Source organism: Phormidium sp. FACHB-592 (assembly GCF_014695795.1).
GTDB lineage: Bacteria > Cyanobacteriota > Cyanobacteriia > Leptolyngbyales > Leptolyngbyaceae > Stenomitos.
Genome location: NZ_JACJOZ010000027.1, coordinates 1 through 13,316, shown reverse-complemented (window position 1 = coordinate 13,316; position 13,316 = coordinate 1). Strand labels below are relative to the sequence as shown.

The window sequence follows — 13,316 nt, the reverse complement described above, 5'->3', positions numbered from 1 at the left end:
TTGACGTTTCAAGAGTATTTTACGGCTCGCAAAATTGTTGCCAGTCACAAACTCCAAGCCTCTAATCAAGCGTTAGAACAGCTAGTCACGCATCTGACTGAACCCCGCTGGCGGGAAATCTTTCTGTTGACGGCTGCCATGTTGAGTAATGCAGACTCCCTGTTGCAGTTAATGATGCAACAAAGGGATGCGCTCGTGGCTCACGATCCCGCTCTACAAAAGTTCTTAGCTTGGACCCGCCAGCAGTCTCTTGCGACACCGCCCAAACTTGCGACTGTACGTGCCTTTGACCTGACCTTGCTCTACCAGCCGCACTTTGTCCCCCCCTTAGCGCTGGCAGCCACCTTGAATCAGGCGCTTTTTCTGGACATAGTGTTAGATGACTTAGTACAGCTCTGTGCGCTTGCCTCCAGCACTGATCTCACCCCAGCACAAGCCTATGTCGATGCTCTTAATCATGCCCTCAGTATGACGCTTGACATGGAGTTACATCACGCTCTGCAAGCACTGCAAGCGCAACTCCCTGATCAAACAAAAAGCCAAAAAAGCGTTCAGGCTTGGTGGCAAACAAATGATTTAGCTTGGCTAGAGCAGTTGAAAGCGGCGATCGTGAGGCACCGTCAGACTCAGCAGTCATGGCATTTTAGCCCTGAGCAGCAAGAGTGCTTGCAACAGTACTATGACGCGAATCAGTTGTTGCTCGAGTGCCTCAACAGCAATGGTGCAGTAACAGCTACCGTCCGGCAAGCGATTGAAGCCGCGTTGTTATGACCGCATAAAGAGCTTGACCACAACTCCCTGTATGGCAGCATGCGCCACGCTAAAGCACCCAGTCTGCATACACGTTCGCCCTCACACAGCAGGCACGCTCCCGATGATTGCTAGCGGAGCGATGTCTAGTGATGTCTAGTGAAAGCAATACCAAGCTACTGATCCAGAGCATCACGACGAGCAATGCCACTAGAAGCTCTGTGAATAATTTCGCTTTGAAGTCAGGCTGCACGCAGATCTGCCTCATTGAGCATCACCGTTGTTTCGGCACCCACTCTGCCAAAGTTAGGTTTTGGACCCAGTGTCATTTCAATCAAGTAAGTCCAGCTGCCAGCGTCGGGTGTGTAGCTTCGCACAACCCCTTCTCCGCCGATAAAGCCAACCCATTGTGTCTGACGAAACTTAGGACCTGCTATAAAAGTTGCAGTCATGAATCAGACTCCTCTAACCAGATTTGATGCTTCTTACTACAGCAGAAAGCATTAAAGAAGTTCTGTATCTTACTAGGTAGAGAAGTAAAGCCTCATCTGTAACTTTTGAATGTTTTAGTTGTCTTTGTCTAAGTTAGACACAAATAAAGCATGAATTTAGACACGATCTTTAACGGTAAAGAGTCATACTGCTTTTTAACGTCATACTTACTTTCTTTTGAGTCAAAGAGGTTTAACGCATACACCTGAAGTGCATACACCTAAAGCGACGGTAGCGACTCTGTTTAATCGCACTTTTCGAGCTAGCGATGGCAAGATTGTGTTTGCTCAGAAGCCAAATTTACCGCTTCTGGTATAGCTTGTAGCGACCTAACTTAACACTTTCAATGACCAGCGGCAACATGCACAAGGAGCTAGAGACAGTGGCTTTTGGCTCTCTGTTTACCTGGGCGTGGCAGGAACTTTTTCAGGGTGTTAACTTTTTCCAGTGATCACTCGGTTTGGTCGTACTGCTAGGCATGATCGTCACAAAACTGCACTGGTCGTAAACCTTGTAAGAGGCATCACAATGACTCAAATTTTAGATAGCTTGCCTGCTGATTGTGCTAATCGCATTCTCTGCTACTACTCCAATAACACTCGGAAGATTAAGCTTGTTCGGATTACCAATCTGCCAAACTGGTACTTCGAGCGCGTTGTTTTTCCAAGCGAGCGACTTTTGTTTGAAGCACTACCAGAAGCTCAACTGGAAGTTTATGTTACAAACGTTTCAACTATGACTTTAGTTGAGCTTATCAAGTGCGATCGCTTGGCTGTTAAAGCAGCTCAAACTGAGCCAACGTGTCTTAACCAGCAGCCTGAGGTTTCAGTGCCTGTGCGTTAAGGAGACTCTGTGAGACAACTGGTTGGGATCGACGTTTTTGTCCTGGTGGCAAGCCTCACGAAACGCACGGAAGGCGTCTAGTGTCCGTGCTCAGTTTCACACTTTATGAGGCAGGTCTGGCGCTACAGTGCTTCTGGCTGCTCCTCTTCGACTGCGGCAACGGCGCGTTTAGTCGCAAAGCCATCGAGAATAATGCCTCGAATGATTGCTACTTCGGCATCCAGGCGTTTGGCGTGCTCTTCGTATTTGACTGTTGCCTTCTGTAAGTTGTAGTTTTTCATCTGCTCCGCCATTTGACGCGAAAAGGTGACTTTTTCCTCCATGACCCGCACAGCCGTCCACAGCGCATTTTCAACATTCTGCGTTTGCTCTGCTAGGAACACATTCGCCGTAAAGGAGTGCCCGATGTGGCAGCGAAACCGGAGTAGCTCGTCCTGACCAATTTGCCAGATACTGCCGTTGCATTCTGGGCAGGTGTAAGTCGTGCGAGTGCCGATCGCCTCGACGTGCTCCAACAACTCCTGGGTATTCATCTGCTGTTCTGCGATCTTGGCTTCAACGTCGATTGCGTCGCTCATGGGATGTGTCTCCTCCTCGGCGGCAGGTTCATGGGACAACCGCACAAGCTGGTCTGAGATTTCTGCCAGCGGCAAGCAATAGTCGACCTTCACGTACCGCAAAGCACTCCTGGCCATGCTGGGATATTCGGCTTCATTGGGGTCTTGCACGATCGCCACGCCACCACGCTGCTTGATTGCCTGCAAGCCCACGGTGCCATCATCCAAATAGCCAGTGAGCACAACACCCACGACTCTCGCACCATAAGCACGGGCAGCGGAACGAAAGAGCGCATCGATCGCGGGTCGAAAGCGGTTTTCTTGCGGTCCACGCACCACACGCATCAAGCCTTGATTGACTAATAGATGATAATCGGGCGGCGCGACATAAACTCGTCCAGTTTGAATGGTTTCGCCGTCGGTGGGGTGGGAGGCTGGGAGAAAGCTAACGTCGGTAAGAATTTGTGGCAGGATGCTGGGCTGATCGGCAGCGAGATGCCGCACGATGAAGAGGGTTGCATCCAGATTAGGAGGCAAAGCGCCTAAAATTGTGCCAAGTGCTTTGAGTCCGCCTGCGGAGGCGCCAATGACGATGATGTCGTGTCCAGGCATAAAGATCCTTGAATGATGGTTTCTTAGAGATGAGGGTTGGCTAAGGGAAGTTCAAGGGTGAAGTGAAGCTGTCCTGCTGCATTTTTAACGGCGATCGTGCCGCCTAGCTGTGCCATCAGCTTTTGTACCAGTGCCAGCCCTAAACCGGTACCGCCTTGCTTCCAGGGATCAGCATGGGGGATGCGGTAGAACTTATCAAAGATGCGAGACAGTGCCTCATCAGACACCTTGCTGCTCGTGTTGCTGAGGCGTACCTGCATCCAGTCTCCTTGAGCTTGCACAGCAACGGTGATGTGTCCGTTTTGAGGCGTATATTTGCAGGCATTCGTCAACAACTCTGTCAAAACCCGCTCTAATAGGGCTAGATCAGACACTAAAACAGGTAAAGCTTGGGAAACGTCTAGCTGTAAAGTTTGTTGCCGCTCGCGTGCCCGTTCCTGAAAGGGTACTATGAGTGCAGGCAACCAGGCTTGTAGCTGCATGGGCTCTAAAGCTACCGGGTGTTCACCTGCCTCCAGCCGTTGCAAATCGAGTAAATCATTGATCAGGCTAATTTCGCGCTCGCACTCAGCGTTCAAAATGCCGAGATAGCGATCGACCGCAGCGGCTTTCTCAAGCTTTTTAGACTCATCAGGGACCTGACGCTCTTGAGTCAAGGCAAGCTGCAACATGCGTATAGCCATACGCATATTGGCAACAGGGGAACGCAGTTCGTGAGAAGTCGTACTGAGAAAACTGTCTTTGAGCTGATCGAGCTTTTGCATTGCTTGAATTTGCACTTGCGAGACTTGATACAGTCGGGCTTGCCGAATGGCGATCGCGCATTGGTTTGCCACCTGCTGCACCAGCCGCAGCTCCAACTCGTTAAAGGCATCCTGCGGCGGCTTGAAAAGCCATAGATCCCCTAAGACATTCTGTTCATCGACAATGGGACACGCCAGAATCGTGAGGTGACGCGGCGTGCTTGCAGCAAACTCGCAAAACTGGAACGACTCACCCCGCAAAAGCTGATGGTACCCTTCAGGAAAGGCTGACATGGCAATTACTTGACCGTGAGCGGAGGGTGACGCAACAGCGTTTACAGCACTTGTAAACTCATAGCGAATGGTGGAAGTCGCTGCCTTAAGGTTATACAGCGCCGTATCGCAGCAAATTAAGCCAAGTACGAGAGTTAATTCTCGTACCACCGTTTGCAGAATTTGGCGTTCGTCCAGACTGTCCCGCACTTTATCAGTAATGCGTTTGAGACCCGCCTCAAAATGCAGTGCCTGCTGCAACTCAATCGTGCGCTCCTGCACCTGACGTTCTAGCTCTGCATTCAGGTTTTCTAGCAATTGTTCGACTTGCTTTTGCCTGGTGATGTCGCGCAGTATCCACCTCAAACTAACGATTCGACCGGCTAAATTCCTTACACTGGCTACTGTAAGAGACGCTTGGAAAGGCGATCGCTGTTGCGAACGCAGACGTAGTTCCCAATCTTGCAGCTTGTCTAACTGCTGTAATTGATCGAGCTTGAGATGAAACGCCGAGCGATCAAGCGGATCAATAAACACCAGCAGCGGCTTGCCGACCAAAAACCGTTGCGAAACATTGAGGAGAGCCGCGATCGCGCAGTTGGCTTCCTGAATTCTGCCGTTGGCATCAGTGACGAGGTAGCCATTGGGTGCAAACTCAAACAAGGCTTGATAGCGCTGACGTTCTGCCTCGACTGCCTGACGAGTGGTAACCAACGCTTCATTTTGAGCACGTAGCTCTTCCTCAGATGCCTGCAATTCTTCTAAAACGGTTTGAAGCTCCTCCAACGCCTGTGCCAAGAGTGACTGTTGCGATTCGGGTAGTTCGTTCGCCCGCTGTTGCAGTAGCCAAGCGCGTTGATACACCGCCTCAAGCTGTGGAGATGCCATGTTGAATCACTCTGACTGCTGGTGGGGCGGCTTTAGTTTTACAACATACTACGCAATCGGAGCCGTTAATAAACCCATCCATCTACTGATCTTGACTCTGCGTTCACTTGCGTAAACCTCAGAGGTTTTAGCCTAGCATCAAGCACTTCCGAAACTCCAACATCGTTTCAGAGACGACAATTGTTGTTTCGGAGAACTCCAACATCGTTTTGGGGATCTCAAACATCATTTTGGAGAACTCAAATATCATTTTGGAGAACTCAAACATCGTTTTGGAGAACTCAAATATCGTTTTGGAGAACTCAAATATCGTTTTGGAGAACTCAAATATCGTTTTGGAGAACTCAAATATCGTTTTAGGGATCTCAAATGTTGTTTTAGGGATCTCAAACATCGTTTTGGAGAACTCAAACATCGTTTTAGGGATCTCAAATGTTGTTTTAGGGATCTCAAACATCGTTTTGGAGAACTCAAACATCGTTTTAGGGATCTCAAATGTCGTTTTGGGGATCTCAAACATCATTTCCAAGACCTCAATTGCTGTTTTGGCGATCTCCAACATCGTTTCCAAGACCTTTAACATCGTTTTGGAGACCGCCAGCGCGCATTCTGACTTAAGTAGAGTGGGCACTGCCCACCCTACGAGTTAGCTTATTCATCGCTCACCCGTCCCACCAGGATTGCAACCGTCCAGACCAACTGTGCCAGGTCGAACGGTTTAGCCAGATGTCGTTGGAACCCAGCCTCAAGCGCTCCTTGCCGTTCGCGCTCGGTCACGTAGGCAGTGATAGCCGCTGCTGGAATTTGTCCCCCCGCTGTTGCCTCCAGCGATCGCACCTGACGGATCAGCATCAGTCCATCTTCATCCGGCATACCGATGTCTGCCAAGAGCACATCATACCGCTTAGGAGACGCACTGAGAGCAGCGATCGCGTCTCTGGCTGAGGTCACTGTGACCACTGTGGCACCAGCGTCCTCCAGCGTCCAGCGATTCAGGTCGAGGCTATCCACTTCATCATCGACTACCAAAATGTGTAAGCCTGCCAGCGAAGGTAACGCTTGAGGCTTAACCGCTAGGGGTTCTAGTGCGGTCGGTTCTAGCACGCCGGGTGGTGTGATGTCTACGGGCAGCGAACGCAGCGGCAAGCGTACAGTCATCGTAGTGCCTTGTCCTTCGCCAGGGCTGTCGGCTCGCACGGTGCCACCATGCAGTTCCACAAGCTGCCGAGCGATCGACAACCCCAAACCCAATCCCTGTTTATCTTTGCTAGTGCTGGAATTGCCCTGACGAAAGCGCTCGAACACATAAGGCAGTAGCTCTGCCCGAATGCCCTGTCCTGTATCCGTCACGCGAATGGCGGCTTGATTCTGCACCGTTGCTAACGTGACTTCCACCCGTCCACCGGCTGGTGTGAACTTGATGGCGTTAGACAGCAGATTCCACAACACTTGCTGCAAGCGATCGACATCCCCCACAACGGTGGCAGAGTTGACTTGCGCCACCACTTGAATCGCTTTAGCGTCGGCAGCCAGTTGGACAGACTCGATCGCCTCCTTGATCACGGTGCCCAGATCTACCAGTCGCGTGTTGAGGTGCAGCTTGCCGCTAGTGATCCGCGCAATATCTAGCATGTCTTCAATGAGTTGAGACTGCGCTCTGGCGCTTCGCTCTATAATGTCGAGTGCCCGCTCAACCGTTGCGTCATCCTGCTGGCGCTGGCGGAGAATTTGTGCCCAGCCCAGCATTGTATTCAGCGGGTTACGGAGTTCATGGGAGAGGTTCGACAAAAATTCATCTTTCGCACGACTGGCAGTTTCCGCCGCCTGCCGTGCCGCCTGTTCCTGGCTGAGTAACTGCGATCGCTCCGTTTCAAAGTGCTTGCGCTCGGTGATGTCTTCGAGCGACAGCAAAATTTGTTGAGCGTTCCCGTCTTGGCGAATCTTCCAACCATTTAGCAGCATCGTTTTTTGCCCAATGTGCTCAAACTCATGCGTTACCTCAAAATTTTGCACCGTCGTCTCGTCAGCAAGAATAGATTCCAGAAGCAATCGCAGTCCGGGAAGGTTCCATTGCCCGTTGCCTAACTCAAAGATCAACGTTTGGGTCGTTTCGAGCGGTGCGACCTGAAACGTGTCATAGAACGAGCGATTGGCTTTGCTCACTCGCAAATCAGACTCCAGCACCACTAGCGGCACCTGCACCGTTTCGACGATCGCTTCTGCATAGTTTCGCGCCGCTTCGAGTGTAGTGGCACTACGCTTGAGGGCATCAATATCGAGCAGCACCAGCACCACGCCATCAATCTGGTTTTCGAGTGTGCGGTAGGGACGGATGCGGAGCAGATACCAATGCCCGCCCTGGGTTTGCACTTCCAGTTCCTTCACGCTTAACGTTTCTAGTACGTCCAGCAACAGCAACTCTAAGTCTGGGACGTTGAGATTCGCTCGGATATCACTCAACGGTCGTCCGGCATCAGTGGGAATGAAGTTGAACAACCGTTGTGCCATCGGCGTAAACCGACGAATCCGCAGATCATTCGTCAACATCAGAATCGGCACATTGATGCTGGCCAGCAGATTGGTCAGATCGTTATTCACCTGGTGCAATTCGCCATTGCGGCTGCGGAGTTCTTCGTTCGTGGTGTTGAGTTCTTCGTTGGTGGCCTGAATCTCTTCTTTAGCCGTCTCTAACTCTTCATTCGTGCTTTGCAGTTCCTCATTGCTCGACAAAATTTCTTCATTGGCAACTTTGAGATCCTGGTTGCTGTGTTCCTGCTCTTGAATCACTGCCTGCAAATATTCTTGAGTTGCAGCACGTTCCTGGTGAGCCGCTGCCAATGCCTGCCGCAGACGGGCAAGTTCCTGCTCTAGTGCTCCCGGCGGGCGCTCTGGATCGAGAGGCACAGGGTCGCTGGCAGGTGGCTCGTCAGCAAACAGCACTAAAAAGCGGTGTGCGTCAGCACCAGGCACCTTAAACGGAATCACCTGCAGCCTGATGCGTCTGACCGGACCGCCTTCTTCCAGCTGGAGTCCGTGCTTGCTGACGGGCGCGTCCTGCCGTTGGGCTTGATAGATCGCCGCTCGGAGTTCGACCAGTAAGCCATCGCGTACCAGGTTGAAAAGGTTGAGGTTCGCCGCCCCAGAGACTAAGCGCAGATAGCGATCGACGTCTCCCCGCAATTGCAGCACTTGCATTTTGTCGTCAATCACTACTCCCGTGGGTGCATACTGACTGGCAATCAGCTGATCAACCTTTGTTTGGAGGTCAAACCCCTCGGGCGGAGCCGACGTGGACAGTCGATCGCTCACTCTGGCGCTCGGGTAGCGACTGGGCGTAAACGAAAGGAGGGGGCGCGTCCCGGCCATTTGCTTGGCATACAGCCTGTACTTCGAGTCAACTAAGGTAAACAGGTCGGCATCATGACCGGTGCTTTCGGCGGTGCCCAGCAGTAGAAAGCCCGACGGCTTCAGGCTGTAATGAAAGATGGGCATGATCCGCTTTTGCAGCGAGTCACCCAGATAAATCAGCACATTGCGGCAGCTAATGAGGTCGAGGTTAGAAAACGGCGGATCGCTGCCCAGGTTGTGGCGCGCAAACACACAGAGTTCGCGCACACTCTTATTGATTTGGTAGCGATCGCCCTCCAGCGCATAGAAGAAGCGGCGGCGGCGCTCAGTGGAAACGTCCACCATTTGATTCTCGGCATAAAGGCCCGCTCTGGCTTTGTCGATCGCCGGTTCGCTAATGTCAGTGGCAAAAATCTGGATGGGGGGTGCCGCCGCTTGAGCGTCCAAAAACTCCAGCAAGCTGATGGCGATCGAATACACCTCTTCACCAGTGGAACAGCCCGCTACCCAAATCCGAATCGGCGCATCCGCAGACTTGTTTTGGGTGATGAGCGGGAAAACGCGCTCTTTTAGCTGTTCAAACGCCTCTGGATCACGAAAAAAGCTCGTGACATGAATCAGAATTTCTTCATACAGCGCTTTGACTTCCGCTGGGTGCGCTTGGAGATACTGGGCGTACTCCTCCAACTGTTCCAGCTTGTACAACAGCATCCGCCGCTGCATCCGGCGATGGACCGTGTTGGGCTTGTAGCGGCTAAAATCAACCCCCGTAGCGGCTTTCAGCAGTGCAAAAATCGTGCTCAAGGCATCCCCTGTCTCTGGTGAGGCACTGGGCACGCTTACTGGCAAAGGACCAACGAGCAGCGGATTGCGGCTGAGGGTTGCCAGTTCTTCAGCAATGCGGGCGGGCGGCAGCACAAAATCCACCTTCCCCGTCGCTACTGCCGTATGAGGCATACTGTCAAACTGTGCCGTGTCTTCACACTGGGCAAACGTCACACCGCCAGCCGCTTTGATGGCCTTGAGCCCCAACGACCCATCGCCATCGCCGCCCGATAACACGACGGCGATCGCTTTGTGTCCGCGATCGGCCGCTAACGAAGTGAAAAAGGCATCCCCTGGCATATATTTGCCAAACACCTTCTCGCGGGGCGACAGTTGCAGCACACCCTCAGAGAGAATCATCTTGGTGTTCGGCGGAATCACATACACCTGGTTTGGCTCCACGAGCATGCCGTTTTGCACCTCGTGCACAACCAGAGACGTTGCCCTGGAAAGAATTTCGCTCAGCAAGCTCTCGTGATCCGGGGCTAAATGCTGAATCAGGACAAACGCCATCCCTGTGTCAGTCGGCAGATGGGTGAGCAATTGCGTAAAGGCTTCTAACCCGCCCGCAGAGGCAGCGACCCCCACTACGGGAAAAGGCGCTTCGACTAATTGCGACCTTGTGTCGAAGACATCGTTAGTAGAAGACGGTGGTTGAGCCGAGGGATCAGCAGTCATAGGCTCAAGTGCGGCACCGCGGATTAACAAACATCCTCTCCACTGTAGGATGCTTTACCTGATCTTTCCGGTTTTTCTGGCGATAGAGGGCTTCGAAGCTAGTCGTTATCCAATCGCTGGATAGTGAAGCGGTTGCAGAGGGTCCTGTTCTGTTCAAAGAAACGGGTAGTCGCTTGGGTAGAATATCCCTAACTTTCTGCTATTGGCTATCGCCTAGTGAAGGCGCTAACACATCTGTCGTTAGTCAAACCTGGCTGTAAGTAAGAGCAGAAAAACACTGCCGAACCAGCAGAGCCTTGCCTCTTCTTTGGTCAAAGCAAGCTGAAAGATGTTGGGCGATCGCCTTGGTTAGTTGCACCCCGGAGCAACGGGGCAACGAAGGCATTGGGCTTTCAGCCTCTAAAAACAGGCAAAAAGACTGCTGTACTACCGCTTTTTGAGCTTTTTGAGTCCAATTTTAGTCCAACGCACTAGTACACCCTCAAAAACCGACTGCTCTTTGACCACTCACTGCCTCCATGCACTTAGCGATTCGTGGTCAACGCTCCATCAGTCAGTGTGACCAATCATCCAGCATGATCAGAGTGCAGGTTCTTGGAGTGAACAGCGGTGCAAGCGAATGGCCCCTTGTCGATTGGCGCTGCCTACACCGAGCCAAGGGCGCTCCAGCTAGGTGATGCCTTTAAGCTGATGCTAGGACGCAAACACATGCAGCTCAAACAACTGGACCCTGCCGATTAAGGCACGGCAGCCAGTTCGCTGCCCCACAACACAGCAGTCCAAAGCCAAACGATCGCTTCAATACTCAAAGGCACGATCGCACCAGTGGAACTCCATTGCTAAACAAGGGCAGTCAAAGCCTGACATAACTAAGGCGGCGCTTTCTCCACCGGTAAGGCCATTACATAATAGGAAAGGAGCATTTCAGCGCTCGTTCCCATCAAGGTTGTGATCTTATCTGGAGGCACTTTTTGCTCTACGAGCCTGCACGCATAAGTATGTCTCAGCATGTGAGGCGTAAAGTTTCTCAGACCTGCTTTCAAGGCATATTTTTTCACGACATCCTGCACCTCTCGTGCCGTCATACTGCCCCTTTGCCCGACAAAAACGGGGGCTTGGCTGCTACCCTGCACTTGAGCACCTAAATTAAGCAGAGCTTTACAAACGTCTGGAGGCAGCACAAGCCTTCTCATTCGATTGCTTGTCCCCGGTCGTACACGTAACTGACCTTGTTCAGTCTCAAGGTCTAGATCAGCCCAGTGTAACTGATACAGTTCCCCCACTCGGATCCCTGTAGACAACAGCACCTTGACAATGGCGCAATCACGGTAGTTCTGAGACTGCTCCACTGCTTCGAGCAGTCTCAGTTGTTCCTCCTGACTTAAGGGAGCCGCTCGTGCCATTGGAACCCCTCTAACCGGATCAGGGACGCGGGGAAGCCGCTCACTCCCTCGTGCCTCAGTTTGATGCAACCAGGTGTAGAAAGTCTTCAGTGCACCCAGCCTACGGTTCACACTATTAGGCTTTAGCTTCTGCTGAGTTAACAAAAACGCTTGATATTAGACCTCCTGCTCTTTCGAGATCACCTGTGTGAGACCAAGTCGCTCGTACTTAGACATCCTTAACTATTGACTGAAGGACTTTAAGTCTGAAAGGTAATTTTTGACCGTGAGCGGACTACGTCCCAATTGCTGCAGGTGAGCGGCAAAGCGCTTGCAGTAGTCTTTCCAATCTCCCTCCGCGGCACTAGGCTCTACCATTTTGCTGACTGAACGAGGTATTAAAGCGTCGTGCTGCATCTCAAGCAGACAAAGCATCCAGTCCATCGTATCAAGCGTTTGCTTAAAAAACAGAAGGCTAAACAAACGCGAGAAGCTACTCACGCTTGCCCAGTTTGACCTAAATTCCTTTGAACGGCGTTAATAACAGCAAGTCTCGGTGTATGTAGAAAATATACACCGAGACTTGCTCGTACTTTGGTGGTGTCAACTCGTTTTTGTCGCTGCTGTAGAGGCGCTCATCACCGCCTTGGTCTAGGAAGGGAGAAGTTTTAATCGCCAAGGCTGAAATCACGACTGACTGGAACTTTTAGCCATTGCCCTGACTGAATACTGAATAGCTTGAACTCTCCCACCATTGACTTTGTCTGAGACTGTTTGTGCTGGAAACACTTGGCTTTGCGTTGTTACCGCTTGCTGACTGTCGCTATGCCAATCATTGCAAGCAGGACGGTTGCTCCTATCTACCTCAATTTCCACGTCTATTAGGCACAATCTGACATGAAATAGTACACCTTGAGTCTAGTTTTAGGGATCTGGTTACAGTTCAAAGAGTTCAAACAATCTAAAGACCCCAACCTCAGCAAGTATCTTCGAACAGCGCTCAAGCTCTACGTCCTTCCTGGAATCGATTCAAAGACAAAGCATTTGTCGCCCAAGGAGATTGCCGCTTATAGTGCAAAGCTGAGCGCCAAAAGGCTCAAGAATGCTTTAGGACTCTTTGATGAGCAATTTGCGCTGGCCTTGGAAGCAGGCAAAACATCGAAGGCAACTAAAGGTAACTACCGCTCCGCTTTAGGACGCTTTATGCGCTGACTAGCGAAACAAGCCTGGTGGCAGGAGATGTTTCCAGATGATTTACCAGCTTTTGTACCAAAGTTCCCAGAGTATATACCAAAGTCTGTTCTTAGACCGCGAGGGTCAGTTTACGCTTTCCCAGAAGACGAATTACCAGAAAGTGTGAAAACAGAGTTTAAAAGTTTTGAAGTCTTTCGGCGTACAGGTGGGAAAAAACAACTGGTTAAGGGTGTAGTGGTGCGAAGGAAAAATGAGGTAGGTAAGCTCAGACCCGAATTAGAGGTGCTTGAAGAGTCTACCTTTACAAATGAAAAAGAAACGGTACTCCGCTTCTTTGAATGGTACGTTGACTTTAGTGAGGAGCATCCCAAACAGCCACTCTCTCTAGAACTAATCACTCACACTCACTTAATTGACGCCTTTGCTGACTGGTCAGTCGAGGAGAGAGGAAATTCTCACATTCCTGCTGTTGCTGCTGCTACTACTGCGATCGCAGTAACAAAATGGTTGCATTTCGACGTTGTGAAACGTCGTAAATGGACGGATATCGATGTTATTGAAGAAGTGAGAGAGCTCAGAAATGATTATCTGGAGGAATATAAGAAACTGTTTGTAAATGTATGTGAAGTAGAAGACAACTACGGTCACAAAGGCGCGATACCAGAAGAGTGACATCTACATGGCTTGAGGATATGAGTCAGCCTTACTACGACAGTGACCTGACCGATGAG

General features: G+C 51.1%; 11 protein-coding genes and 1 pseudogene. 6 read left to right on the top strand and 6 right to left on the bottom strand.

Features of this window, described 5'->3' with window-relative positions; genetic code table 11:
• Positions 1–771 (top strand): annotated as a pseudogene (locus tag H6F86_RS05850) (NTPase (NACHT family)); the annotation flags it as partial.
• Positions 772–992: 221 nt separating this feature from the next.
• Here the strand turns inward: H6F86_RS05850 and H6F86_RS05845 are convergent.
• Entirely contained in the window at positions 993–1,202 is a 210-nt protein-coding gene (locus H6F86_RS05845; protein ID WP_190447172.1) for a hypothetical protein, read from the bottom strand.
• A gap of 217 nt (positions 1,203–1,419) precedes the next feature.
• Between H6F86_RS05845 and H6F86_RS33090 the strand changes: the two genes are divergently transcribed.
• On the top strand, positions 1,420–1,560 hold the full coding sequence (locus H6F86_RS33090) for a hypothetical protein (RefSeq protein WP_347240090.1): 141 nt from the start codon (positions 1,420–1,422) through the stop codon (positions 1,558–1,560).
• Positions 1,561–1,770: 210 nt separating this feature from the next.
• On the top strand, positions 1,771–2,085 hold the full coding sequence (locus H6F86_RS05840; RefSeq protein WP_199305113.1) for a DUF1830 domain-containing protein: 315 nt from the start codon (positions 1,771–1,773) through the stop codon (positions 2,083–2,085).
• A gap of 122 nt (positions 2,086–2,207) precedes the next feature.
• Here H6F86_RS05840 and H6F86_RS05835 read toward each other — a convergent pair whose 3' ends face one another.
• The 4 genes from H6F86_RS05835 to H6F86_RS05820 all read right to left on the bottom strand — a co-directional run bounded on the left by H6F86_RS05835 (position 2,208) and on the right by H6F86_RS05820 (position 10,009).
• Positions 2,208–3,254, bottom strand: a complete 1,047-nt coding sequence (locus H6F86_RS05835) for a chemotaxis protein CheB (protein WP_190447171.1) — start codon at positions 3,252–3,254, stop codon at positions 2,208–2,210.
• Positions 3,255–3,277: 23 nt separating this feature from the next.
• Positions 3,278–5,158 (bottom strand): ATP-binding protein, encoded by a 1,881-nt coding sequence (locus tag H6F86_RS05830; RefSeq protein ID WP_190447170.1) that lies wholly within the window; start codon positions 5,156–5,158, stop codon positions 3,278–3,280.
• A 127-nt stretch (positions 5,159–5,285) separates the two neighbouring features.
• The gene (locus H6F86_RS05825) at positions 5,286–5,741 is read right to left on the bottom strand and encodes a hypothetical protein (protein ID WP_190447169.1); all 456 of its coding nucleotides are present in this window, start codon (positions 5,739–5,741) and stop codon (positions 5,286–5,288) included.
• A 68-nt stretch (positions 5,742–5,809) separates the two neighbouring features.
• Positions 5,810–10,009, bottom strand: a complete 4,200-nt coding sequence (locus H6F86_RS05820) for a CheR family methyltransferase (protein WP_190447168.1) — start codon at positions 10,007–10,009, stop codon at positions 5,810–5,812.
• Between the two features lie 609 nt (positions 10,010–10,618).
• Between H6F86_RS05820 and H6F86_RS05815 the strand changes: the two genes are divergently transcribed.
• Entirely contained in the window at positions 10,619–10,750 is a 132-nt protein-coding gene (locus H6F86_RS05815) for an AbrB-like transcriptional regulator (RefSeq protein WP_190447167.1), read from the top strand.
• 128 nt (positions 10,751–10,878) lie between these two features.
• Here H6F86_RS05815 and H6F86_RS05810 read toward each other — a convergent pair whose 3' ends face one another.
• Complete coding sequence (locus H6F86_RS05810) at positions 10,879–11,523, bottom strand: tyrosine-type recombinase/integrase (RefSeq protein ID WP_190447166.1); 645 nt, start codon at positions 11,521–11,523, stop codon at positions 10,879–10,881.
• 780 nt (positions 11,524–12,303) lie between these two features.
• On the opposite strand from H6F86_RS05810, the gene H6F86_RS05805 reads away from it, so the two are divergent.
• Both H6F86_RS05805 and H6F86_RS05800 read left to right on the top strand, forming a co-directional pair.
• A complete protein-coding gene (locus H6F86_RS05805; RefSeq protein WP_190447165.1) occupies positions 12,304–12,603 on the top strand; it encodes a hypothetical protein in 300 nt (99 codons plus the stop codon).
• Between the two features lie 27 nt (positions 12,604–12,630).
• Complete coding sequence (locus tag H6F86_RS05800) at positions 12,631–13,257, top strand: hypothetical protein (RefSeq protein ID WP_190447164.1); 627 nt, start codon at positions 12,631–12,633, stop codon at positions 13,255–13,257.
• Positions 13,258–13,316: the final 59 nt, after the last annotated feature.

Excerpts from the sequence above, each read along its gene's own strand:
- H6F86_RS05830 (WP_190447170.1), bottom strand. The coding sequence starts at position 5,158 with ATGGCATCTCCACAGCTTGAGGCGGTGTATCAACGCGCTTGGCTACTG.
- H6F86_RS05800 (WP_190447164.1), top strand. The coding sequence starts at position 12,631 with ATGTTTCCAGATGATTTACCAGCTTTTGTACCAAAGTTCCCAGAGTAT.
- H6F86_RS05820 (WP_190447168.1), bottom strand. The coding sequence starts at position 10,009 with ATGACTGCTGATCCCTCGGCTCAACCACCGTCTTCTACTAACGATGTC.
- H6F86_RS05845 (WP_190447172.1), bottom strand. The coding sequence starts at position 1,202 with ATGACTGCAACTTTTATAGCAGGTCCTAAGTTTCGTCAGACACAATGG.
- H6F86_RS05835 (WP_190447171.1), bottom strand. The coding sequence starts at position 3,254 with ATGCCTGGACACGACATCATCGTCATTGGCGCCTCCGCAGGCGGACTC.
- H6F86_RS05825 (WP_190447169.1), bottom strand. The coding sequence starts at position 5,741 with ATGTTAAAGGTCTTGGAAACGATGTTGGAGATCGCCAAAACAGCAATT.
- H6F86_RS05840 (WP_199305113.1), top strand. The coding sequence starts at position 1,771 with ATGACTCAAATTTTAGATAGCTTGCCTGCTGATTGTGCTAATCGCATT.